Raw genomic sequence first — 23,511 nt, forward strand, 5'->3', positions numbered from 1 at the left:
CCCTGAAGGAGCCGCATGGAAGCCTTCCTGCACCAGGTGATCGCCGGCCTCGCGACCGGCGGCATCTACGCGAGCCTCGCGCTCGCGCTGGTGATGATCCACAACGCCACGCGCCTGGTGAACTTCGCGCAGGGCGAGATGGCGATGTTCGCCACCTACCTCTGCTGGACCATGATCCAGGCGGGCTGGCCGTACTGGATCGCCTTCGCCGCCACCATCGTGCTGTCGTTCGTGCTGGGCGCCGCCATCGAACGCATCATCATCCGGCCGGTGGAGCGGGCCCCGGTGCTCACGGCGGTGGTGGTGTTCATCGGCCTGCTGCTGATCCTCAACAGCATCGCCGGCTGGATCTTCAGCTACACGATCAAGTCCTTCCCCAGCCCCTTCCCCAGCGCGGCACCCTTCGGGCTGCACATCGTGTCCTCGCACGAACTGGGCGCGATCAGCGTGACGCTGGTGGTGCTGCTGCTGGTCTACCTGTTCTTCCGCTTCACGCCGCTGGGCCTGGCGATGCGCGCGGCGGCGCAGAACCCGGATTCCAGCCGGCTGGTGGGCATTCGCGTGGGCTGGATGCTGGCGCTCGGCTGGGGCCTGGCGGCGGCGATCGGCGCGACGGCGGGCATGATGGTGGCGCCCATCGTGTTCCTCGACCCGAACATGATGACGGGCGTCATCCTCTATGCCTTCGCCGCTGCGCTGATGGGCGGCATCGACAGTCCCGGCGGCGCGGTGGTCGGCGGCTTCATCGTCGGCGTGCTGGAGAACATCGTCGGCGCCTACCTGATCGGCACCGAACTGAAGCTGACGGTGGCGCTGGTGCTGATCGTCGGCGTGCTGGTGGTGAAACCGGCCGGCCTGTTTGGCCGGGTCATCGTGCAGCGGGTCTGAGCATGAACGCCGTCACCCCCACTTCCGACATCGCACCGCTGGCGCCCGCGCAGGCCAGCGGCGGCGTGCGCGGCTGGTCGCCGCGCTGGACGGTGATGGCCATCGTGCTCATCCTCGCCGCGGCGGCCCTGCCCTTCCTGGTCAGCAACTACCGGGTGTTCCAGTTCTCGATGGTGCTGATCTACGCCATAGCGCTGCTGGGCCTGAACATCCTGACCGGCTACAACGGCCAGATCTCGCTGGGACACGGCGCGTTCTACGCGATCGGCGCCTACGTGACGGCCGTGCTGATGGACAAGTTCAACGTGCCCTACTGGCTGTGCATTCCCGCAGCGGGGGCGGTGTGCCTGGTCGCGGGCTTCCTGTTCGGGCTGCCGGCCTTGCGGCTGGAAGGCGTGTACCTCGCGCTGGCCACCTTCGCATTGGGCGTCGCCTTGCCGCAGCTGCTGAAGTACAAGCACCTGGAGGAGTGGACCGGGGGCGTGCAGGGCATCACACTGATCAAGCCGGATCCGCCTTTCGAGTCCCTGCTGGGACTCAAGCTCAACCCCGACCGCTGGCTGTACCTGTTCATCCTCGCCGTGACCGTGCTGATGTTCGTGCTCGCCTGGAACCTGCTGCGCGGCCGCGTCGGGCGCGCACTGATCGCGATCCGCGACCAGCCCATCGCCGCGGCCACCATGGGCATCGACAACGCCCTGTACAAGTCGCTCGCGTTCGGGGTCAGCGCGATGTTCACCGGCGTCGCCGGCGCGCTGGGCGCGATCGCCGTGGCCTTCGTCGCGCCCGACAGCTTCACGATCTTCCTGTCGATCTCGCTGCTGGTCGGCATGGTGGTCGGCGGGCTGGCCTCCATCACGGGCGCGATCTGGGGCGCGATCTTCATCCAGTTCGTGCCCAACCTGGCCGACCAGATTTCCAAGGCCGCGCCGTGGGCGATCTACGGCGCGCTGATGATCCTCTTCATGTACGTGATGCCCACCGGCATCGCGGGCGCCTTGCGCCTGGGGTGGCTGCGCTTCCAGCGCAGGACACGCCGGGCTCCTCCAGCGGCGTGATCGCCGTATTCCCTCCCTGAAAGGAACCTCCATGTCGATCAAGAACCGCATCGCGCTGGCTGCGCTGGGACTGGCGATGGCCGCGACGCCGGCACTCGCCCAGAAGAAGTACGGCCCCGGGGCCAGCGACACCGAGATCAAGATCGGGAACACCATCCCGTACAGCGGGCCCGCGTCGGCCTACGGGATCATCGGCAAGGTCGAGGCCGCGTACTTCAAGATGCTCAACGAGTCGGGCGGCATCGGCGGACGCAAGATCAACTACATCAGCCTGGACGACGGCTACAGCCCGCCCAAGGCGGTGGAGATGGCGCGCCGGCTGGTGGAGCAGGACGAGGTGCTGTTCATGGTCAGCACGCTGGGCACGCCGTCGAACTCGGCGATCCACAAGTACATGAATTCCAAGAAGGTGCCGCACCTGTTCCTGGCCACCGGCGCGTCCAAGTGGAACGACCCGAAGGACTTCCCCTGGACCATGGGCTTCAATCCCAACTACCAGAGCGAAGGCAAGCTGTACGCGCAGCACATCCTGGCGACCAAGCCGAACGCGAAGATCGCGGTCCTGTACCAGAACGACGACTACGGCAAGGACTACCTCAAGGGCTTCATGGACGGCCTGGGCGAAAAGGGCAAGGGCATGGTCGTGAAGACCGCGACCTACGAGGTGACGGACCCGACCGTCGACTCGCAGATCGTCACCCTGCAGGGGTCGGGCGCCGACACCTTCTTCAACATCACCACGCCCAAGTTCGCCGCGCAGGCGATCCGCAAGGTGGCCGACGTCGGCTGGAAGCCGGTGCACTACCTGAACCAGGTGTCCGCCAGCGTGGGCTCGGTGCTCAAGCCCGCGGGCCTGGACAAGTCGGTGGGCCTGATCTCCATGCAGTACATCAAGGACCCGACCGATCCGGCCTGGGCCAACGACACGGCCATGAAGGACTACTTCGCGTTCATGAAGAAGTACCTGCCGGGCGAAGACCCCATGGACGGCAGCGCCACCTACGGCCTGGCCGCGGCCCAGCTGACGGTGCAGGTGCTCAAGCAATGCGGCGACGACCTCACGCGCGAGAACGTCATGAAGCAGGCGGCGAACATCAAGAACTTCCAGGTGCCGATGGCGCTGCCCGGCGTGCTGGCCGCGACGGGTCCGACCGACTTCGCCCCCTTCCAGACCATGCAGCTCGTGAAGTTCGACGGCAAGACCTGGGTGGGGTTCGGCGAGCCGATGGCCGTCAAGTGACGTCGACGGCGAGCGCGTCGTAGGCGAAGAGCCAGTGGTAGCGCTCGCGCACCCGCTCTTCGCTCCACTCCCGGTCCACGTAGGCCTGGGCGCCCTCGGCATCGGCCAGCGCCGGATTGTGGAAACGGCGGCCGGCTTCGATGGCGCCCCGGACGATGCGCCCGGTGCGCTCGACCCTTAGCAATTCATAGCGGCGCAGCGCCTGGGCGGGCTGCGCCGCATGCGCCTGCAGGCAGCGCGCCAGCACCACCCCGTCCTCGATCGCCATGCACGCGCCCTGCGCCAGGAAGGGCAGCGTGGGATGGCAGGCATCGCCCGCCATCGTCACCCGGCCCTCGGCCCAGCGCGCGAGTGGTTCGCGCCCCATCAGCGCCCAGCGATGCGGCGCATGTAGCTGCGCGATCAGTGCCTGCACGTCCTCGTGCCAGCCGCGGAAGTCTGCGGCGCAGTCCGCGCGCGTGCCGCGTTCGGTCCACGACTCCCGCAGCCAGGCCACACCTTCGCGGATGCCCACGAAGTTGAGCAGCGCGCCGCCACGCACGGGATAGGTGATCACGTGGCCGCCCGGGCCGATCCAGTTGGTGCCGACCGGCTCGCGCAGGTGCTCGGGCAGCGCGGCCATGGGGATCAGCCCGCGCCAGGCGGCGCAGCCGGTGAACTCGGGCCGGTCGGCATGACCGAGTTGGGCACGCAGCAGCGAGTGCACGCCGTCGGCGGCGACGAGCGCCTCGCAGGGGACCACTCGGTCGTCGGCCAGCTGCAAGGTCACGCCGTCGGCATCCTGGGTGAACCCGTTGCAGGGCGTGCCCAGATGGATGCAGGCAGGATCCAGCGCACGCACCGCATCGACGAGCACGGCATGCAGGTCCGCGCGGTGCAGCATCAGGTAGGGAAAGCCGTATTCGGCCACCGCGGCAGCGCCCAGGTCGAACAGCTTCCAGCGCTGGCCGGTGCTCCACAGGCGCACCTGCTTGCCGCGCGGAACGCTCGCCACGCGCGCCAGTGCGGGCTCCAGTCCCAGGGCATACAGGCAGCGGGTGGCGTTGGGACTGAGCTGGAGGCCGGCACCCACGTCGCCCAGCACCTTCGCCTGCTCGAACACCTGCACGGCGAAGCCGCGGCGCAACAGCGCGAGGGCCAGCGTGAGTCCCGCCAAGCCCGCGCCGGCGATGGCAACGCGGGGCAGCGACGCGGTCATTCAGCGCGACATCAGGCGGCGCGCCGCGTAGCTGGCGATGTCCACCAGCGCCACCAGCACGATCATGGCCGCGAGCACCGTGCCGGTCTCGGCCATCTGGAACAGCCCCATGTGGAAGGCGAGCATCTGCCCGAGGCCACCGGCGCCGACGACGCCCAGCACCGCCGCCGCGCGGATGTTGTTCTCCCAGCGATAGAGCGTGTAGCTCATGAGCTGGGGCAATACTTGCGGCAGCGTCGCGTACAGGAACACGCGGCCTTCGGCGATGCCGCGCACGCGCAGGGCGAACGCCGGGCCGGGGCCGGCGTTCTCGATCGCCTCCGCGAACAGCCGCCCCAGCACGCCGGTGGTGTGCAGCGCGAGCGCGAGCGTTCCGGCCAGCGGGCCCAGGCCGGCGGCGATCAGCAGCAGCGCGGCCCACATCAGTTCGGGGATGCTACGCAACACGTTCAGCAGTAGCCGCGCCAGCATGCGCCAGCGCGCGGGATCGTCGGCGTGCAGCTTGCTCGCCGGCAGCGCGAGCAGCAGGCCGCCGGCCAGCGCGAGCAGCGTGCCGACCACGGACATGGCCATGGTCTCCAGGGCAGCGGGCAGGAGCTTGCGCAGGAAGGCCGGCTCCAGGTTGGGCGACAGCAGTTCGCCGAGGAAGCGGCCCATGCGCCCCAGCGCCCCAGCGGACAGGAACTTCGCCCACTGCAGGTCCAGCGACCAGAAGCTGGCAGCCACCAGGGCGATGGCCGCGGCGACGAACCAGCAGGCACGGCAGCGCGCGTCGAACAGCTTGGGCGGCAGGCGGTAGACCTCGTTGGCGGCGGCTTGGCGCGGGATGCGGGACATGGCGTTCTCAGGCCAGCACGCGCCGCAGGAAGGCGCTCAGGCGGTCGGTGCCCGCGACCAGCAGCACGAACACGATCAGCATGGTGCTGACTTCGCCGCCGTTGAACATCTTCATCGACGAGTCCATCTGCTGTCCCAGTCCGCCGGCACCGACGAAACCGAGCACCGCGGAAGAGCGGATCGCGCATTCCCAGCGGTACACCGTGTAGCTGGTGAGCTCCGCCGCGTTCTGCGGCAGCAAGCCGTAGAAGAAGGCCTGCAGGCGTCCCGCGCCGTTGCGCAGCAGCGAGGTCGTGGCGTGGGTCTCGCCGCTTTCCAGGATCTCGCCATACACCTTGCCCAGCATGCCGCCGTAGGTCAGCGCGATCGCCAGCACGCCCGCGGTGGGACCCAGCCCCACCACCCGCACGAACACCAGCGCCCACACCAGTTCGGGCACGCTTCGCAGCACCACCATCAGCGCGCGCAGCAGGAAGCGCGCCGCCGCCGGCAGCGTCGCCATCCGGCCGGCGAGCCCGGACACCGACAGCGTGCGCGCCGACAGCAGCGTGAGCGGCAGCGCGATGACCAGGGCCAGCGCCAGCCCCGCGGTGGCGATGGCCACGGTGCGCCAGGTCTCGCGCGCGACCAGCCACAGGAATTCCGCATCCACCCGGGGCGGCACGAAGCCGGCGATGAAGTTCAGCGTCGGCTTCAGGCTCTCCGGCGCGAACAGGGTCCAGGGCTTGAACTCGGTCCACACCAGCATGGGCCACAGCAGCACGCAGCCCGCGAGCAGCCAGCCGACGCGGCGGATCCACGCCGGGTCGCGCATGGCGGGATCGCGGGTCAGGACGGCGGCCATCTCAGCGGCAGGTCATCGCCACGGTACGCGCTTGCTTGGACGGCTCTTCCAGCGGCAGGGTCGGTTCGGACTGCGCTTCCTGCGCATAGAGCTCGCGCAGCAGGTCGGGCGTGACCTGCGCCGCCGGCAGGTCGAACACCAGCTGGCCGGCGCGCAGGCCGATGATCCGGGGAAAGTTCTGCAGGGCGACGGGCACGTCGTGCAGCGTGGTCACCAGCGTGGCGCGCCGTTCGCGCGCCGCCTGCGTGAGCGTGGCGATCGCCTGGCCGGCGCGCGTGGGGTCCAGTGCCGACAGGGGTTCGTCCACGAGCAGCAGGCGCGCCTGCGACAGCAGCGCGCGCGCCAGCCCGACGCGCTGGCGCTCGCCGCCGGAAAGCCGGTCCACGCGGGCGAACAGCTTGTCGGCGACGTCGAAGCGCGCGAGCGCCGCATCGGCCTCGGGGATGCCGGTCGGATAGAACAGGCTGCGCAGGCTGTGCCACAGGCCCTGGTGCGGCAGGCGGCCCGCCAGGACCGCGGTGACGACGCGCTGGCGCGGCGGCAGCGGCGGCACCTGCGGCGCGAGGAACAGCATGCCGCGCAGTTGCTGCAGCTTGCGCGTCGGCATCTTCCACGGGTTGTGCTGGTCCAGCAGGATGCTGCCGCCCGCGGGGCGCAGCGCGCAGGCCAGCAGTTGCAGCAGGGTCGTCTTGCCGGCGCCGGACGGGCCGATCACCGCGACCTGCTCGCCCGCCGCGATGTTCAGCGTCAGGCGCTGCAGGGCGAGGGCCCCGGTGTGGGGCGCCGCCGGATGGCGACCGGAAATGGCGTGCAGTGCGATCTTCATGCGTTCACTTCAGCAGGCCCGCGTTGCGCGCGGCCGCCTCGATGCCCTTGTAGTTCTCGACCTGGGTCGGAATGAAGCGGGTGGCGCGCTGCAGCTCGAGGATCTCCTTGCCCTCGGGCGTGGCCGGCGTGAGTTCGGTGAAGGCCTGCGCCAGCTTCTGGCGCGTGGCGGCCGGCATGTCGGCGTGCACGCTCCAGTTGTAGTCGAAATAGGCCGGCGTGGTGTAGAACACGCGCACCTTGGCCGGGTCGACCTTCTTGTCGGCCACCAGCTTGTCCCACACCGAGATGTTCAGCGCCCCGGCGTCGACCTTGCCCGAGGCGACCGCGGCGACGGTGGCGTCGTGCGCGCCGGAGTAGGCGACGCGCTTGAGGTCCTTGTCGGGATCGATGCCGGCGGCCAGCAGGTAGCTGCGCGGCATCAGGTGGCCGGAGGTGCTGGATTGCGAACCGAAGCTGAGGTTGTGACCCTTCAGGTCGGCCAGGGTCTTGAACGCCGGATCGGTGGCGATGAAGACCGAGCGGAATTTCTCGTCCTCTTCCCGCTGCACCAGCGGAATGATCTTGCCGCCGGAACGCTGGTTGGCCTGCACGAAGGTGAAGCCGCCGAACCAGGCGAGGTCCACCTGCTTGTTCACCAGCGCCTCCACGGCGGCGGCGTAGTCGGTCACCGGCGTGAATTCGACCTTGATCCCCAGCTTGCGCTCCAGGTACTTGGCCAGTGGCGCCGCCTTGCGGGCCAGTTCCGTCGGCGATTCGTCGGGGATGGCGGTGATGCGGAACACCTGCTGGGCCTGGGCGGCGAAGGCGCCGGCCAGGAGGACGCAGGAAAGCAGGACGCGGGACAGGATCTTGGTGTGCACGGAGACTCCGGGAGCGAAAGTGGATTAGACCGCAGTCGGCCTGGGCGCGTGGTCCGTACGGACACTGCGGAAGCCGGCGAAGATGTCGCGGCGGTGCGGTTCGTAGAAGTTGCGGTAGCGCGGATGGGCCAGGGCCGGCGCCGTCGCCGGCGACGCCCCGCGCAGCACGCGCCGCGTGCCGAACCAGGGCTGCGAATAGTCGCGGTAGGGATGCGGCTGGAAACCGGGATAGGGCTCGAAGCGGCTGGCGGTCCACTCCCAGGCGTGGCCCCAGCGAAAGCCCGGGTGCGTGATCGCCGCGCACTCCCATTCCGCTTCCGTCGGCAGGCGCCGGCCGGCCCAGCGGCACCACGCATCCGCCTCGTGGGCGCTCAGGTGCTGCGCCACCTGCTCCTCGCGCACCGGCTCCCATCGACCGTCGCGCATCTGCTCCCACCCGGTGGGGGTGCGGCGCAGCGCCTGCGGACGGCGGTGCGGCAACTTCGCGAGCCACAGCCGGCCTTCCGGTGTCCACCATTGGGGCTCCTCGTAGCCGCCCTGCTCCAGGAACGGCAGGTAGGCGCCCCAGGTCACCGGCTCCGCGTCGATGGCCAGGGCGGCCACGTCCACCGGATGCGCCTGCAGTTCGTTGTCGAATGCAAAGCCGCCCGCCGGCGATCCCAACCGGAAACGAGTCGCCGGCACCGCCAGCTCCGCCCGGTTCGAGGCGGTCACCGGCAGGCTGCTCTCGCGCAGTGCGATGCCCAGGCCCTGCCCCATGTAGGCAGCCGCCTCCGCGTGCATCAGTTCGTGCACCGCCGCCAGCCGGAAGAAATAGAGCTCGGCATCGCTGGCATCCGGCGGCAAGGCGTCGAGCAGCGCCAGCGTCTGCGCCAGGGTGCGCTCGAGGTAGCGCGTCGTCGCGGCGGCGTCCGGCAGCGGCAAGTCCCATCGGCTGGCGTGCGCGACGCGGCTGGAGTCGTACCAGGCATCGGCCTGGGGCAGCAGCGAGGGGGGCCGGCTCACGAAAGGGTCGGCCTGGCTGCCGAGGTCGCGCTGCGGATTGCGGCCCAGCCACCATTCCTGGAACCAGCCCACGTGGCCCAGCTCCCAGAGCGGGGGATTCAGTTCTTCCGCGTACGGCACCTGCGGCCGTGGACCCAGCGCCGCGCGGAAGTCCTCCGCCAGACGGAGCGTGCGCTCACGTGCCCGCAACAGGACCGAGCGCACGGCGGCGGGCGGCCCCCTGCGCAGCGCGTCCGCCTCATCGGTCCCGGCCGCGCTATAAACAGCTGATGTCGAATTCCCCATCGGTGGTGATCGTAAGCCCCGCCCTGGTCGACGCCAACAACGGCAACTGGCGCACCGCGCGGCGCTGGCAGGAACTGCTGTCAGGCCGCCATCCGGTGCGCATCACCAAGGCCTGGCCCGATGCGCAGGCGGACGGCGACACGCTGATGCTCGCGCTGCACGCGCGGCGCTCCGCGGCGCCTATCGCTGCCTGGGCGCAACGTCACCCCGGCCGCGGTCTGGCCGTGGTACTGACCGGCACCGACCTCTACCAGGACATCGCGACCGATGCGGACGCCCGGCGTTCGCTGGACCTGGCCCAGCGCCTGGTGGTGCTGCAGGAACTCGGGCCGCAGGCCCTGCCGCCCGAGCATCGCGGCAAGGCGCGCGTGATCTTCCAGTCCACACCGGCCCTGCCCGCCCTGCCCAAGCCCGCGGACCGGCTGCAGGCCGTGATGGTCGGCCACCTGCGTCAGGTGAAGTCGCCGCAGACCCTGTGGGCCGGGGCCCGGCTGCTGCGCGATCGCCCCGACTTGCGCATCACGCACATCGGCGACAGCGCCGGTGAGCCGTCCCTGGCCGAGGAGGCCCGGGCCACCGCGCGCGACTGCCCGGGGTACGAATGGCTGGGCGGGCTGCCCCATGACGAGACCGTGCGGCACATCCGTTCGGCGCACGTCCTCGTCCACACCAGCGCCCTGGAAGGCGGCGCGCACGTGGTCATGGAGGCGGTGCGCTGCGGAACGCCGGTGCTGGCGAGCCGGGTTCCCGGCAACGTCGGCATGCTCGGCGGCGACTACGCCGGCTACTTCCCCCACGGCGACGCGGCGACCCTGGCGCGGCTGCTGGCGGACTGCCGCGACAGCCGCGCGGCCGAAAACCCCGCGGACCGCCTGCTCGCACGGCTCGGCGCACAATGCGCCCTGCGCGCGCCGCTGTTCGATGCGGGCGCCGAGCGCCAGGCGCTCCTGAACCTGCTGCAAGAACTGGAATCCGCCCCATGAACGCACCGCTGCCCAAAGCCGCCGCCGAACCCCGCCTCACCTCGCTGTCGCATGGCGGCGGTTGCGGCTGCAAGATCGCTCCCGGCGTGCTGTCGGAAATCCTCAAGGGAACGGCCCGGCTGCCGGTGCCGCCCGAACTGCTGGTGGGCATCGAGACCGCGGACGACGCGGCCGTCTACCAGCTCAACGACGAGCAGGCCCTGATCGCCACGACGGACTTCTTCATGCCGATCGTGGACGATCCGTACGACTTCGGCCGCATCGCCGCCACCAACGCCATCTCCGACGTGTACGCCATGGGTGGCAAGCCGATCCTGGCGCTGGCCCTGGTCGGGATGCCGATCAGCGTGCTGTCCACCGCCACCATCGGCCGCATCCTGGAGGGCGGCGAGTCCGTGTGCAAGGCGGCGGGCATCCCGATCGCCGGCGGCCACACCATCGATTCGGTCGAGCCGATCTATGGCCTGGTGGCGCTGGGCCTGGTGCATCCCAAGCGCGTCAAGCGCAATGCCGATGCCAAGGCGGGCGACCTGCTGGTGCTCGGAAAGCCGCTGGGCGTGGGCGTGCTGTCGGCCGCGCTGAAGAAGGAACAGCTCGACGCTGCCGGCTACGACCGGATGATTTCCACGACCACCCGCCTGAACACGCCCGGCCCCGAACTGGCCGCGCTGGAGGGCGTGCATGCGCTCACCGACGTCACCGGCTTCGGCCTTGCCGGCCACGCCCTGGAGCTTGCGCGCGGCGCCGGCCTGTCCCTGGAGATCGAGTGGAGCAAGGTGCCGGTGCTGGAAGGCGTGCGTGAACTCGCCCGCGCCGGCTTCGTCACCGGCGCGTCCGACCGCAACTGGGCCGGCTACGGCGGCGAGATCAGCCTGCCCGGCAGCTTCGACGCAGCGGAGCGCGCGCTGTTGACCGATCCGCAGACCAGCGGCGGCCTGCTGGTGACCTGCACGCCGGACAGCGTGCAGCAGGTGCTGGAGGTGTTCCGCCGCCATGGCTTCGGCCAGGCGGCCGTGATCGGCCACGCCGGTCCCGCCGGCACCGGCGCACGCCTGAACGTTCGCTGAGTCCGTCGTCAGCGGAACGTCGGCGGGCGGTTTTCCATTCCCGCCTGCACGGCCTCGCGCTGGTTCGCGCTGCCGATCAGCCGCTGCTGTTCGAAGGCTTCCGCCAGCAGGACGCGCCCCGCATCGACCGGGGAAGCGGTGTTCAGCAGGCGCTTGGCCCCGCGGATCGCGTCCGGGCTGCTGCCCGCGATCTGGCGCGCCATCGCCCGCGCATCCGCCAGCGGGTCCAGCGTCTCCCGTGTGGCCAGCCCTATCCCGACCGCTTCCTGGCCGCTGACGATGCGGCCGGTGAAGGTCAGCTCGCGCGCCACGTCGGCGCGCGTGAGTTCGGTCAGCAGCACGCAGCCCGCCATGTCGGGCACCAGCCCCCACTTCACTTCCATCACCGACAACCGGGCCTCGGGATGCACCAGCCGCACGTCCGCCCCCAGGGCGATCTGCAGGCCGCCGCCGAACGCGACGCCCTGCACGGCGGCGATCACCGGCACGGGCAGTTCGCGCCAGCCCCACGCCACCTGCTGCCAGGCGTTGGCCAGTCCGTGGGTGCGCGGCACCAGGTCGCCGACCGACGAGGCACCGTCCTGGCCGGCGATGCCCTGCAGGCTGGACTTGTCGAGTCCGGCGCAGAAGGCACGGCCTTCACCGTGCAACACCACGGCACGCACCCGCGCATCGGCACGCAGCTGCGCGATGGCGTCGGTCAGCGCCCGGAACATCTGCGGGTCGAGCGCGTTCATCTTGTCCGCGCGCACCATCGCGACCTCGGCCACGCCCTGCTCGTCCACCGTGACGCGGACCCGTTCCTCGTTCATCGTCGTCTCCTGTTGACCAGTGCGCATTCTGCGCGAGTCAGGCTTTTGAAAGCTTGAACCGCGCCCGAGCGAGGGCACCACCACCGTGCACGGCCGCATGGTCCAGCAAGCAGAACTACTTAGGGTCTACCCCCCTTTCTGCGCTGCAGCATGCCTTGCACCATTGGCGCCTTCGACGGGGCCGATGGTCCCGCTGTCTTGCTACGCCCCACGGAGGAGTGATTTGTCCGCTGAGACCATCCTGGAAACCCAGGGCCTGACCAAGGAGTTCAAGGGCTTCGTCGCCGTGAACAACGTGGATCTGAAGGTCAGGCGCGGCGACATCCATGCGCTGATCGGTCCGAACGGGGCCGGCAAGACCACCTTCTTCAACCTGCTCACCAAGTTCCTGCCGCCCACGCGCGGCAGGATCACCTACCGCGGCACCGACATCACGAACGAGCGGCCGGCACAGACGGCGCGGCGCGGCATCGTGCGCTCCTTCCAGATCTCGGCGGTGTTCCCGCACCTGACCGCGATGGAGAACGTGCGCGCGGCGCTGCAGCGCAACCAGGGCACTTCCTTCCACTTCTGGAAGCCGGAGAAGTCGCTGTACCCGCTGCACGAGCGCGCGCTGCAACTGCTCGCCTCGGTGGACCTGCAGGACTTCGCCCACGAGCTCACCGTCAACCTGCCGTACGGCCGCAAGCGCGCGCTGGAACTCGCCACCACCATGGCGCTGGAGCCGGAACTGATGCTGCTCGACGAGCCCACGCAGGGCATGGGACACGAGGACGTGCACCGCGTGACCCAGCTGATCAAGAAGGTGTCCCAGGGTCGCACCATCCTGATGGTGGAACACAACATGAACGTCGTGTCCTCCATCGCCGACCGCATCACGGTGCTGCAGCGCGGCGCCGTCATCGCCGACGGCCCGTACGCGGAGGTGTCGAAGAATCCGCAGGTGATCGAGGCCTACATGGGCTCGGCCGACACCGAACTGCAAGGGGCGCATTGAATGTTGACCCCCACGATTGCGGCTGCGCCGCTGCACTGCCCCCCGAGGGGGCCCATGCCTCCTTCGGGCGGCCGGGCGGAGGCATGATGCCCGCCAACGAGTTGCTGCACATCGAAGAGCTGCACGCCTGGTACGGCGAATCGCACGTCCTGCACGGCGTGAACATGAACGTCAACGAGGGCGAGGTGGTGTCGCTGCTGGGACGCAACGGCGCCGGCCGCACGACCACCATGCGCGCGATCATGGGGCTGACCGGCGCGCGCAAGGGCTCCATCCGCATCCGCGGCGAAGAGACGATCAAGCTGCCGCCGCACCGCATCGCGCGCCTGGGCCTGGGCTACTGCCCGGAAGAGCGCGGCATCTTCGCGAGCCTCTCCGCCGAGGAAAACCTGATGCTTCCGCCCGCCATCGCCCAGGGCGGCATGAGCGTGGCCGAGATCTACGACATGTTCCCCAACCTGAAGGAGCGCGCCGCGAGTCCCGGCACGCGCCTGTCCGGCGGCGAACAGCAGATGCTGGCGGTCGCTCGCATCCTGCGCACCGGCGCGCGCCTGCTGCTGCTGGACGAGATTTCCGAAGGCCTGGCACCGGTGATCGTGCAGAAGCTCGCCGAGACCATCCGCACGCTCAAGGCCAAGGGCTACACGATCGTGCTGGTGGAACAGAACTTCCGGTTCGCCGCGCCGCTGGCGGACCGCTTCTACGTGATGGAACACGGCCGGATCGTGCGCGAGTTCGCGCAGTCCGAGCTCGCCGCCAACACGGAGATGCTCAAGGAATACCTGGGCGTATAAGTCAGCAAGCTGTTTTCAACGAAGGAGACCCCATGAAACTCAAGAACGCACATGCAGCCGTCGCGCTCGGTGCCGCCGCCCTGTTCGGCGCCGCCGCTCCCGCGCAGGCGCAGATCTCCGGCGACGTGATCCGCATCGGCGTCATCACCGACATGTCCAGCGTGTACGCCGACATCGGCGGCCAGGGCAGCGTCGAAGCCATCCGGATGGCCATCGCCGAAATGGGCGGCGCCATCGGCGGCAAGAAGATCGAAGTGATCTCGGCCGACCACCAGAACAAGCCCGACGTCGCGGCCACCAAGGCGCGCGAATGGTTCGACACGCAGGGCGTGGACATGTTGATCGGCGGCACCAACTCCGGCACCAACCTGGCCATGGCCAAGGTGGCGCAGGAGAAGAAGAAGCCCTTCATCTCCGTCGGCGCGGCGACCTCCGCCCTGACCAACGAGCAGTGCTCGCCCTACACCCTGCACTGGGCCTACGACACCACCGCCCTGGCCAAGGGCACCGGCGGCGCCGTGGTCAAGCAGGGCGGCAAGACCTGGTACTTCCTGACCGCCGACTACGCCTTCGGCCACCAGCTGCAGGCCGACACCACGCGCGTGGTCGAAGCCAACGGCGGCAAGGTGGTGGGCTCGGTGCGCGCCCCGCTGAACGCCAGCGACTTCTCGTCCTTCCTGCTGCAGGCGCAGGGCAGCAAGGCCCAGATCCTGGGCCTTGCCAACGCCGGCGGCGACACGATCAACTCGATCAAGGCGGCCAACGAGTTCGGCATCACCAAGACGATGAAGCTGGCGGGCCTGCTGGTGTTCATCAACGACATCCACTCGCTGGGCCTGAACACCACGCAGGGCATGTACCTGACCGACAGCTGGTACTGGAACCAGAGCAAGGAAACGCGCGACTGGGCGCGCAAGTTCTTCGACAAGATGAAGCGCATGCCCTCCTCCGTGCAGGCCGGTGACTACTCCAGCACCTTGCAGTACCTGACCGCGGTGAAGGCCGTGAACAGCGACGACCCGGAGAAGGTGCTGGACCACATGAAGAAGGCGAAGTTCAACGACGTCTTCATGAAGAACGGCTATGTCCGGGGCGATGGCCGCGTGATCCACGACATGTACCTGATGCAGGTGAAGACCCCGAAGGAGTCCACCGAGCCGTGGGACTACTACAAGGTGGTCCAGGTGTTCAAGGGCGAAGAGGCCTGGACCACCAAGGCCGAGAGCAAGTGCGCCCTCTGGAAGTGACCCGCTAACCGCCTGATGTCGCCGGCCCCGCGTGGGGCCGGCCTTTCCTCCCTCCCATGACCGAAATCTTTGGCATCCCGTTGCAGGCCTTCCTGGGCCAGCTCATGCTGGGCCTGGTGAACGGCGCCTTCTACGCCATGCTGAGCCTGGGGCTGGCGGTGATCTTCGGCCTGCTCGACATCGTGAACTTCGCGCACGGCGCGCTCTACATGGTCGGCGCGTTCGCCGCGTGGATCATGCTGGACAAATGGGGCGTGAACTACTGGGCGGCGCTGGTGATCGCGCCGCTGATGGTGGGCGCGCTCGGTGTGCTGATCGAACGCGCATTCCTCAAGCGGCTGTACGGCCTCGACCCGCTGTACGGCCTGCTCCTCACCTTCGGCCTCTCCCTCATCCTGGAAGGCATCTTCCGGGACCAGTACGGCGTATCCGGCCAGTCCTATCCGGTGCCGGAACTGCTGGGAGGTTCCACCAACCTGGGCTTCATGGTGCTGCCCAACTACCGCGCCTGGGTGGTGTTCTCCTCCATCACCGTCTGCCTGGGCACCTGGTACCTGATCGAGCGCACGCGGCTGGGCGCCTACCTGCGCGCCGGCACCGAGAACGCCAAGCTGGTGCAGGCCTTCGGCGTGAACGTGCCGATGATGATCACGATGACCTATGCCGTGGGCGCGGCGCTGGCCGCTCTGGCCGGAGTGCTGGCCGCGCCCGTGATCCAGGTGCGTCCCGTGATGGGCTCCAACCTGATCATCGTGGTGTTCGCCGTCGTGGTGATCGGCGGCATGGGCTCCATCCTCGGCTCCGTGATCACCGGCCTGCTGCTGGGCGTGATCGAAGGCCTCACCCGCGTGTTCTACCCGGAGGCTTCCAACGTGGTGGTGTTCGTCATCATGGTGATCGTGCTGATGCTGCGGCCCGCCGGCCTGTTCGGCAAGGAGGCCTGACATGAGTTCTTCCGTCACCACTTCGCTGACGCCCGACGCCGCCGTGCCGGGCGCGACCACGCCGGTCGCGCAGGCACCCTCGAGCAGCAAGGCGGTCCGCCTGACCTACCTGGCGCTGCTGGCGCTGGCGGTCATCGCGCCATTGCTCGGGCTGTACCCGGTGTTCGTGATGAAGGCGCTGTGCTTCGCGCTGTTCGCCTGCGCCTTCAACCTGCTGCTGGGATTCACAGGCCTGCTGTCCTTCGGCCATGCCGCCTTCTTCGGCTTCGCGGCCTACGTCACGGGCTACGTCGTGAAGGTGCAGGCCTGGCCCCCGGTCGTCGGCATCCTGGCGGGCACCGGCGTCGCCGCCTTGCTGGGCATCCTGTTCGGCCTGATCGCGATCCGCCGCCAGGGCATCTACTTCGCGATGATCACGCTGGCCCTGTCGCAGATGGTGTTCTTCGTCTGCCTGCAGGCGCCCTTCACCGGCGGCGAAGACGGCCTGCAGGCGGTGCCGCGCGGCACACTGTTCGGCATGCTGCCGCTCGCCTCCGACACCGTCATGTACTACGTGGTGCTGGTGATCTTCGTCGCCTGCTTCCTGTTCATCCAGCGGGTGGTGACCTCGCCGTTCGGGCAGGTGCTCAAGATGATCCGCGAGAACGAGCCGCGCGCCATTTCGCTGGGCTACGAGGTCGACCGCTACAAGCTGCTGGCCTTCGTGCTGTCGGCGTCGCTCTCCGGGCTGGCGGGTTCGCTCAAGTGCCTGGTGATGGGGCTCGCCTCGCTGACCGACGTGGACTGGACGATGTCCGGCGAAGTGATCCTCATGAGCCTGCTGGGCGGCGTGGGCACCTTCCTCGGTCCGGTGATCGGCTCGGTGCTGGTGATCTCGCTGCAGGACACGCTGGCCGACAAGGTCGGCGCCTGGGTGACCGTGATCATCGGTGCGATCTTCGTGGTCTGCGTGCTGGCCTTCCGCAAGGGCATCGTCGGCGAGGTGCTCGCCTGGCGCGACCGGCGCAAGGCGAAGGCCAGGGCCTGAGAGACCCTGGAGTGCAAAAAAAAGCGGCCGCGAGGCCGCTTTTTTCATGGCACGCCGCGGCTCACATCTTCGCCGCGGTCCGCAGCTCGGCGTACGGAACGACCCGGCCATGCAGCGGCAGGATGCGGTCCACGTCCCAGCCCTGGCGCTGCACGTTGGTCACGAGGTTCACGTGCAGGGGGTTGGCCTGGGCCGGCGGGGGACTGTTGGGCGGACCCGGAGTGTAGGCGTCGGCTTCCACCAGCAGCCGTTCCTTGGGCAGCCAGGCCATCATGAAGCCCTGCGCGTGCGGGCTGCCTTCGATGAAGAGCACCTGCACCGTGCGCGTCGCGTCACTGAAGGTCCGGGAGCCGCCGACACCCAGCAAGGTCGGGCGCCGCCCGGACTGCGCGAGCGCATCGGGGCGGATCGCGTTGGGCGTGGCGAAGGTCTGCTCGAAGAAGGCACGGGCCGGCTCGCTCACCACCAGCGTGGCGCCGGTCGCCCCCGCGGCGCGCAATCCGCCGGCATGGTCGAAGTGGTGGTGCGAATTCACCACGTAACGCAGCGGCTTGTTCGGCACGAGGCGCCTGGCCTCCGCCATGACTGCATTCGCGCGCCCGTCGTACAGCGGGCTCTCGATCAGCATCACGTGGTCGGCGAATTCCACCAGCACGCTGTTGTGCGAACCGCCGCCCAGGTGCCACACGCCGTCCGCCACCTTGTTGGCGTCCACCTTCTCGGCGAACTGCGCCACCAGCGCGGGCACCTCGCTGGCGAAGGGAGCGTTGGCCTGGACCTCGGTGACGTTGATGTCGAGCACGGGATGGCCGCCCTGGCTTTGCACGATGCGCGCCGGGAACTTCACGCCGCCCCAGTCGCGCCAGCCCGAATAGACGGTGCTCACGGCGGTGTCCCCGCTGACGGGATGCGGCATCACGGAATCGACGCGCTGCACCAGCCCGTCCGCGCCGATCCACGCGGTGGCGCGGTATTGCCCCGCCTGCGCGAACGAGACCACCGACATGCCGCCTTCGCTGCGGACGGTCGCGTTGTTGCGCAGCGCCGCCTTCACCACGCCATGCGGCGTGGTCCAGAGGTCGTGGATCCGGCTCTCCAGGGCCACAGGCGCCGCGGCCGGCGCCGGGCCCACCATGTTCCAGGCCTGGTTGCCGCGCACCCACGCGGACGCGCGCTGATCACCCATGCCCATGGGCGGAATCCCACCGCCGCCATTCACCTCGGACCGGGCCCGCACGGAGTCTTCCCGCAGCGCCGCGTTCTCGTAGTCGGCCCACCGCGCGTAGCTGGGGATGTTGATCCGCGGCCAGGGCGTGCCCGGCACGTACGCCTGCCCGAAGGTGGCGCCCGTGCCGCTGCCGGCGTAGCGCAAGGTCTTGAGCTGGGTGCCGCCCATCGCCTGGTCGGCCTGCGCGAGGACGGCGGCGGCGTCGTCCCGTGTGGCGCAGGCCACCAGCAGTCCGGCGGTCGCGAGGGAAGCCAATGCATGGCGAAGCATGTCGTCTCCTTGCCAGGGCCGCCGCGCGCGCGTTGCGGAGACGTGCCGGCCGGTTGTCATTCAGGTGATTGGAAGGTCGCGCGCGTGCCGTTAGGCTCGGCCTCTCACAGCGGAGTTCCCCCATGAAAGACCTGTTTTCCCTAACTGGCCGCGTCGCCCTGGTCACCGGCGGCTCCCGCGGCATCGGCCGCATGATCGCCACCGGCCTGCTGCACCAGGGCGCGAAGGTCTACATCACGGCCCGCAAGGCCGCCGCCTGCGATGCCACCGCGAGGGAGCTGTCGGCGATCGGGCCGTGCATCTCGCTGCCGATCGACGTGTCCACGGTCGAGGGCGCGCGCCAGCTGGCCGCCGAGATCGGCCAGCGCGAGCCGGCCCTGGACATCCTGGTGAACAACGCCGGTGCGGCCTGGGGCGAGGATTTCGACACCTTCACGGAAGCCGGCTGGGACAAGGTGGTGGACCTGAACATGAAGGCGCCCTTCTTCCTCACGCAGGCGCTGCACGAAGCGCTCAAGCGCGGCGCCAAGGCCCGCCCGGCCAAGGTGATCAACATCGCCTCGATCGACGGCATCTCGGTGAACCAGTGGGACACCTACTCGTACACCGCCAGCAAGGCCGGCCTGATCCACCTGACCAAGCGGATGGCGCTGCGCCTGGCGCAGGACAACATCGTGGTCAGCGGGATCGCACCGGGGCCGTTCCCATCGGACATGAACAAGCAGGCGCGCGACCACGGCGAGGAGGTCGCGCACCGCGTGCCCGCCGGGCGCATCGGCACCACGGAGGACATGGCGGGCGCCGCCATCTTCCTGGCATCGCGCGCCGGCGACTACGTGGTCGGCGAGACCATCGTGGTGGACGGCGGGGTCACGATCGCCCGGGGCAGCTGATGCCTCAGTGCTTCAGGCCCGCCAGCGTGTAGTTCTGCGGGCCCCGGCTGGCGATCTTGATGGCGCCGACCTTGTTGCCCAGCTGGGCGCAGCGGGTGAGGGACCAGCCCTGCTCCAGGCCGTACAGCAGGGCGCCGCGCCAGGCATCGCCGCAGCCGGTTGGATCGACGATGGCCTTCGCCTGTTCCGGCGCCACCAGGGTCACCTCGCCATTGACCCACACCTCGCAGCCGTCGCCGCCCAGCGTGACCACCAGTCCCTGCACCCGGCGCGAGATCTCGGCGCTGCTCCAGCCGGTGCGCTCGGACAGCATCTTGCCCTCGTAGTCGTTGACGGTGACCCAGGTCGCCAGGTCGATGAAGTTCGCCAGCTCCGTGCCGTCGAACATCGGCAGGCCCTGGCCCGGGTCGAACACGAAGGGGATGCCGGCGGCCTTGAACTGCTGCGCGTGCTGCAGCATCGCGTCGCGGCCATCGGGCGAGATCATGCCCAGCTTGATGTCGTCGCGCGGCTTCACCTGCATCCGGTGCGCCTGCATCATCGCGCCGGGGTGGAAGGCGGTGATCTGGTTGTTGTCCCGGTCCGTCATGATCATCGCCTGGGCCGTGTAGGTGTCGTCCACCCGCAGCACGAAGCCGGTGGCGATGCCCAGCCGCTCGAAGCGCTGCAGGTAGTCGCCGCCGTCGCTGCCGACGGCGCCCATGGGCAGCGGCGTCCCGCCCAGCAGCTTCAGGGCATAGGCGATGTTGCCGGCGCAGCCGCCGAAATCACGGCGCAGGGCGGGGACCAGGAAGGACACGTTCAGGATGTGCAGCTGGTCGGGCAGGATCTGCTCGGCGAAGCGCCCCTCGAAGGTCATAATGGTGTCGAACGCGAGCGATCCGCAGATGACGGCTGCCATGGCAAGTCTTTCTTGGTGGAGTCAGGGATAGAAGGCAAGGAGGCGGTAGCCCGCCACGCGCGCGCCGCCGGTCGTGCCGAGCGCGATGCCCAGGCTGCGCGACCAGTCGCTGGTGGCGGGGATCACCGCCGCATTCGCGCCCAGCTCCGCGGGCGTGAGCACGCGCCGCGCGATGGTCTGGTCCTGCGAATCGGTGAGGGTCAGCTCGATCGCGGGCGCCGCCACCGGCACGGGGGCGGTGTTGCGCAGCGTGAAGCTGAGGCGGTAGGTGTCGTCGCGCAGGCGGTTGAAGCCCGACGTCTCGATGACCACGGATTCGATCTGGCGCGGCGCGGTCAGGGCGCAGCCCAGTACGGCACACATGCCTTCGAGCAGCGGCCGCATGCCGGGGGAGCTCAGTGCCAGCCGGTCCCGGTCCTGGTAGGCGACCTGCAGCGTCAGCAGCGCCGCCAGCAGCACGCCCGAGGAAGCCAGCGCGAGCCGCATGCCCGGACGGCTCCAGAATTCCTGGCGCCGCGCCTGCTGCACGAACGAGACGTCCTCCAGGTCCTCGTCCTCCGGCCCCGCCCGGTCGAAGTCGAAGTCCTCGGGCAGCATCTGGCTTTCCTCGCCAGGCTCGGGAATCTGCGAGTCGCGCAGGCCCAGCACCTCCGCAGGGCGGAACACGAAGGGCGCGTCCAGTGGCGAAGGCTCCAGCGCCACGTGGCTGTCTTCGCCGAAGAAGTCGGACGGGTCGGTGGATTCGCTGGCGGCACGTTTGTGCGGAGGCGCGGCCCGGGCCGGCGCCTCGGGGGCATCGGCGTCCTTCGACTCGTTCGCCATCTCGGCCGGGCGGGTGGGCATGTCGGCCGGGCGCGTGGCCTGTTGCGCCAGCTCGGGCTCCACCAGCACGGATTCGTCGCTCAGGTGCTTGCTGGCGTCGAACACCTCGCTGCAATGGCCGCAGCGCACCCAGCCTTCGGAGATCTTCAGCTGGTCCGCGACGACACGAAACATCGTGCCGCAGGCGGGGCAGCTGGTGATCAGGCTCATGAGCCAGCGATTGTAGAGAGGCCGCTCAGAAACGCGCCGTCATCAGGATCCAGCCGTCCTGCTCGTCGCTCACTTCGAGCTGGCAGTGCGGCGCGTAGGCCGCCTTCAGTTCGTCGGCCTGGCGCGACAGGATGCCCGCCAGGACCAGGTGCCCGCCGGGCGCGACATGCGCGCACAGCAGGGGGGCCAGCACCTTGAGCGGCGTGGCCAGGATGTTGGCGAGCACGGTGTCGTACCGGCCCTGTGCCAGATCGGGCAGGCCCGCCGTGACCTGCACGCCGTTCGCGCGGGCGTTGGCCTCGGTGGAACGGACCGCCGCCTCGTCGATGTCGACCGCGTCCACGCTGGCTGCGCCGAACTTGGCTGCACCGATGGCGAGGATGCCGGAACCGCAGCCGTAATCCAGCACGCGCTGCGCCTGCGGCGCGTGGCGGGCGATCCAGCGCAGGCACATGCGCGTGGTCGGGTGCGTTCCGGTGCCGAAGGCCAGGCCGGGGTCGAGCCGGATGACGTCCTGCGCCTGCGCGGGCGGTTCGTGCCAGGTCGGGACGATCCAGAAGCTGGGCGTGATCTCCACCGGCTCGAATTGCGATTGCGTCAGGCGCACCCAGTCCTGCTCGGGCACGTCGACGATGGCGATGAACTTGCAGCCGGCGAAGAAGTCCTGCGGCGCGAGCAGTTCCGCCGCCTCCTTGGCCTGGGCCTGGCCGGGGAACAGCGCGATCACCAGCGAGCGCTGCCAGCCCTCCTTGGGCGGCGGCATCCCGGGCTCGCCGAACAGGGCCTGTTCCGCCGGTGTCTGGGCGTCGGCGTCCTCGACCGAGACGCTCAGCGCGTCGAGCGCCTCCAGCGCGTCACTGACCGCCTCGACGCGCTCCTCCGGGCACAGCAGCCGCAGTTCGAACATGGTCGACCCGGCCCTCACCTCTTATGGTGCGACAGCCACTCTTCGAGATAGTGGATGTTGGTGCCGCCGGCCATGAACTTGGCGTCGACCATCAGCTCTCGGTGCAGCGGGATGTTGGTCTTGATGCCTTCCACCACCGTCTCGCCCAGCGCCCCCCGCATGCGGGCCAGCGCCTGCTCGCGGGTGTCGCCGTGGACGATGATCTTGCCGATCATGCTGTCGTAGTTGGGCGGCACGAAGTAGTTGTTGTACACGTGCGAGTCCACCCGCACGCCGGGGCCGCCGGGCTGGTGCCACAGCGTGATGCGCCCGGGCGAGGGCACGAAGTTGTACGGGTCCTCGGCGTTCACCCGGCACTCGATGGCGTGGCCGCGCAGGACGATGTCGCGCTGCGCGAACGGCAGCTTCTCGCCGGCGGCGACGCGGATCTGCGTCTTGACGATGTCGATGCCGGTGATGAGCTCCGTCACGGGGTGCTCGACCTGCACCCGGGTGTTCATCTCGATGAAGTAGAACTCGCCGTTCTCGTACAGGAACTCGAAGGTGCCCGCGCCGCGGTAGCCGATCCTCTTGCAGGCGGCGGCGCAGCGCTCGCCGATCTTCTCGATCAGCTTGCGCGGGATGCCGGGGGCCGGAGCCTCCTCGATCACCTTCTGGTGCCGGCGCTGCATGGAGCAGTCGCGCTCGCCCAGGTAGACGGCGTTCTTGTGCTTGTCGGCGAGGATCTGGATCTCGACGTGGCGCGGGTTCTGGAGAAACTTCTCCATGTACACCGACGGATTGTTGAAGGCCGCGCCGGCCTCGGCCTTGGTCATCTGCACCGCGTTGATCAGGGCCGCCTCGGTGTGGACGACGCGCATGCCGCGACCGCCGCCGCCACCGGCGGCCTTGATGATCACCGGGTAGCCGACCGCCTTGGCGATGCGCCGCACTTCCGCGGCGCTGTCCGGAAGTTCGCCTTCCGAGCCGGGCACGCAGGGGACGCCCGCCTTGATCATGGCCTGCTTGGCCGAGACCTTGTCGCCCATGATCCGGATGGACTCGGGCGTGGGACCGATGAACTGGAAGCCGCTCTTTTCCACCCGCTCGGCGAAGTCGGCGTTCTCGGACAGGAAGCCGTAGCCGGGGTGGATCGCCTCGGCGTCCGTTACTTCGGCCGCCGAGATGATGGCCGGCATGTTCAGGTAGCTCTGCGCGGAGGCCGCCGGCCCGATGCAGACGGCCTCGTCCGCCAGCTTGACGTACTTGGCCTCGCGGTCGGCTTCGGAATAGACCATCACGGCCTTCACCCCGAGCTCGTTGCACGCCCTTTGAATGCGCAGCGCGATTTCCCCGCGGTTCGCGACCAGGATCTTCTTGAACATGC

The 23,511-nt window shown here is 69.2% G+C and carries 23 protein-coding genes; 11 read left to right on the top strand and 12 right to left on the bottom strand.

Going from position 1 to position 23,511, the window contains the following annotated elements; translation table 11 throughout:
* The first annotated feature begins 15 nt into the window (after positions 1-15).
* The 3 genes from AC1DSA_RS12695 to AC1DSA_RS12705 are packed head-to-tail and all read left to right on the top strand — an operon-like array spanning position 16 to position 3,186.
* Positions 16-888: a branched-chain amino acid ABC transporter permease gene (locus AC1DSA_RS12695; RefSeq protein ID WP_477889629.1), complete on the top strand. Its 873-nt coding sequence runs from the start codon at positions 16-18 to the stop codon at positions 886-888.
* Between the two features lie 2 nt (positions 889-890).
* On the top strand, positions 891-1,946 hold the full coding sequence (locus tag AC1DSA_RS12700; RefSeq protein ID WP_477889631.1) for a branched-chain amino acid ABC transporter permease: 1,056 nt from the start codon (positions 891-893) through the stop codon (positions 1,944-1,946).
* A 31-nt stretch (positions 1,947-1,977) separates the two neighbouring features.
* On the top strand, positions 1,978-3,186 hold the full coding sequence (locus tag AC1DSA_RS12705) for an ABC transporter substrate-binding protein (RefSeq protein WP_477889633.1): 1,209 nt from the start codon (positions 1,978-1,980) through the stop codon (positions 3,184-3,186).
* On the opposite strand, the gene AC1DSA_RS12710 is transcribed toward AC1DSA_RS12705, so the two are convergent.
* The 6 genes from AC1DSA_RS12710 to senA are packed head-to-tail and all read right to left on the bottom strand — an operon-like array spanning position 3,179 to position 9,043.
* Positions 3,179-4,384, bottom strand: a complete 1,206-nt coding sequence (locus AC1DSA_RS12710; RefSeq protein WP_477889635.1) for an FAD-dependent monooxygenase — start codon at positions 4,382-4,384, stop codon at positions 3,179-3,181. The genes AC1DSA_RS12705 and AC1DSA_RS12710 overlap by 8 nt on opposite strands.
* Entirely contained in the window at positions 4,385-5,221 is an 837-nt protein-coding gene (gene phnE / locus AC1DSA_RS12715) for a phosphonate ABC transporter, permease protein PhnE (protein ID WP_477889637.1), read from the bottom strand.
* Positions 5,222-5,228: 7 nt separating this feature from the next.
* Positions 5,229-6,065 (bottom strand): PhnE/PtxC family ABC transporter permease, encoded by an 837-nt coding sequence (locus AC1DSA_RS12720; protein WP_477889639.1) that lies wholly within the window; start codon positions 6,063-6,065, stop codon positions 5,229-5,231.
* Between the two features lies 1 nt (position 6,066).
* Positions 6,067-6,891: a phosphonate ABC transporter ATP-binding protein gene (locus AC1DSA_RS12725; protein ID WP_477889641.1), complete on the bottom strand. Its 825-nt coding sequence runs from the start codon at positions 6,889-6,891 to the stop codon at positions 6,067-6,069.
* A gap of 4 nt (positions 6,892-6,895) precedes the next feature.
* Entirely contained in the window at positions 6,896-7,753 is an 858-nt protein-coding gene (locus tag AC1DSA_RS12730) for a putative selenate ABC transporter substrate-binding protein (RefSeq protein ID WP_477889643.1), read from the bottom strand.
* A gap of 24 nt (positions 7,754-7,777) precedes the next feature.
* Positions 7,778-9,043 carry a selenoneine synthase SenA gene (senA, locus tag AC1DSA_RS12735; protein ID WP_477889644.1) on the bottom strand — a complete coding sequence of 422 codons (1,266 nt, stop codon included), beginning with the start codon at positions 9,041-9,043 and terminating at the stop codon, positions 7,778-7,780.
* Between senA and senB the strand changes: the two genes are divergently transcribed.
* Together senB and selD are read left to right on the top strand one after the other, a co-directional pair.
* On the top strand, positions 9,028-10,026 hold the full coding sequence (gene senB / locus AC1DSA_RS12740; RefSeq protein WP_477889646.1) for a selenoneine biosynthesis selenosugar synthase SenB: 999 nt from the start codon (positions 9,028-9,030) through the stop codon (positions 10,024-10,026). The two genes, senA and senB, sit on opposite strands and share 16 nt — an antisense overlap.
* Positions 10,023-11,093, top strand: a complete 1,071-nt coding sequence (gene selD / locus AC1DSA_RS12745; RefSeq protein ID WP_477889648.1) for a selenide, water dikinase SelD — start codon at positions 10,023-10,025, stop codon at positions 11,091-11,093. The genes senB and selD overlap by 4 nt, the downstream gene beginning before the upstream one ends.
* An 8-nt stretch (positions 11,094-11,101) precedes the next feature.
* Here selD and AC1DSA_RS12750 read toward each other — a convergent pair whose 3' ends face one another.
* Complete coding sequence (locus tag AC1DSA_RS12750) at positions 11,102-11,905, bottom strand: crotonase/enoyl-CoA hydratase family protein (RefSeq protein ID WP_477889650.1); 804 nt, start codon at positions 11,903-11,905, stop codon at positions 11,102-11,104.
* Positions 11,906-12,128: 223 nt separating this feature from the next.
* Here AC1DSA_RS12750 and AC1DSA_RS12755 point away from each other — a divergent pair, with 223 nt between their 5' ends.
* From AC1DSA_RS12755 to AC1DSA_RS12775, 5 genes are all read left to right on the top strand, one after another.
* Positions 12,129-12,902 (top strand): ABC transporter ATP-binding protein, encoded by a 774-nt coding sequence (locus tag AC1DSA_RS12755; RefSeq protein WP_477889652.1) that lies wholly within the window; start codon positions 12,129-12,131, stop codon positions 12,900-12,902.
* 86 nt (positions 12,903-12,988) lie between these two features.
* The gene (locus AC1DSA_RS12760; protein WP_477889654.1) at positions 12,989-13,696 is read left to right on the top strand and encodes an ABC transporter ATP-binding protein; all 708 of its coding nucleotides are present in this window, start codon (positions 12,989-12,991) and stop codon (positions 13,694-13,696) included.
* 32 nt (positions 13,697-13,728) lie between these two features.
* Positions 13,729-14,943 (top strand): ABC transporter substrate-binding protein, encoded by a 1,215-nt coding sequence (locus tag AC1DSA_RS12765; protein WP_477889656.1) that lies wholly within the window; start codon positions 13,729-13,731, stop codon positions 14,941-14,943.
* Positions 14,944-14,999: 56 nt separating this feature from the next.
* Positions 15,000-15,887 (top strand): branched-chain amino acid ABC transporter permease, encoded by an 888-nt coding sequence (locus tag AC1DSA_RS12770; RefSeq protein WP_477889658.1) that lies wholly within the window; start codon positions 15,000-15,002, stop codon positions 15,885-15,887.
* 1 nt (position 15,888) lies between these two features.
* Complete coding sequence (locus tag AC1DSA_RS12775; RefSeq protein ID WP_477889660.1) at positions 15,889-16,914, top strand: branched-chain amino acid ABC transporter permease; 1,026 nt, start codon at positions 15,889-15,891, stop codon at positions 16,912-16,914.
* A 61-nt stretch (positions 16,915-16,975) separates the two neighbouring features.
* Here AC1DSA_RS12775 and AC1DSA_RS12780 read toward each other — a convergent pair whose 3' ends face one another.
* Entirely contained in the window at positions 16,976-18,412 is a 1,437-nt protein-coding gene (locus AC1DSA_RS12780; RefSeq protein WP_477889662.1) for an MBL fold metallo-hydrolase, read from the bottom strand.
* A gap of 122 nt (positions 18,413-18,534) precedes the next feature.
* On the opposite strand from AC1DSA_RS12780, the gene AC1DSA_RS12785 reads away from it, so the two are divergent.
* Positions 18,535-19,305: an SDR family oxidoreductase gene (locus tag AC1DSA_RS12785; protein ID WP_477889664.1), complete on the top strand. Its 771-nt coding sequence runs from the start codon at positions 18,535-18,537 to the stop codon at positions 19,303-19,305.
* A 4-nt stretch (positions 19,306-19,309) separates the two neighbouring features.
* Here AC1DSA_RS12785 and AC1DSA_RS12790 read toward each other — a convergent pair whose 3' ends face one another.
* Genes AC1DSA_RS12790 through accC form a run of 4 tightly spaced genes read right to left on the bottom strand, consistent with a single transcriptional unit; the run spans position 19,310 to position 23,509 of the window.
* Positions 19,310-20,206: a carbohydrate kinase family protein gene (locus tag AC1DSA_RS12790; RefSeq protein WP_477889666.1), complete on the bottom strand. Its 897-nt coding sequence runs from the start codon at positions 20,204-20,206 to the stop codon at positions 19,310-19,312.
* A 21-nt stretch (positions 20,207-20,227) separates the two neighbouring features.
* Positions 20,228-21,238: a DUF3426 domain-containing protein gene (locus tag AC1DSA_RS12795; RefSeq protein WP_477889668.1), complete on the bottom strand. Its 1,011-nt coding sequence runs from the start codon at positions 21,236-21,238 to the stop codon at positions 20,228-20,230.
* A gap of 25 nt (positions 21,239-21,263) precedes the next feature.
* Entirely contained in the window at positions 21,264-22,145 is an 882-nt protein-coding gene (gene prmA / locus AC1DSA_RS12800) for a 50S ribosomal protein L11 methyltransferase (protein WP_477889670.1), read from the bottom strand.
* Between the two features lie 14 nt (positions 22,146-22,159).
* Positions 22,160-23,509 carry an acetyl-CoA carboxylase biotin carboxylase subunit gene (gene accC / locus AC1DSA_RS12805; protein ID WP_477889672.1) on the bottom strand — a complete coding sequence of 450 codons (1,350 nt, stop codon included), beginning with the start codon at positions 23,507-23,509 and terminating at the stop codon, positions 22,160-22,162.
* Between the last annotated feature and the right edge of the window lie 2 nt (positions 23,510-23,511).

It is taken from the genome of Ramlibacter sp. P4_H7 (genome assembly GCF_056400765.1).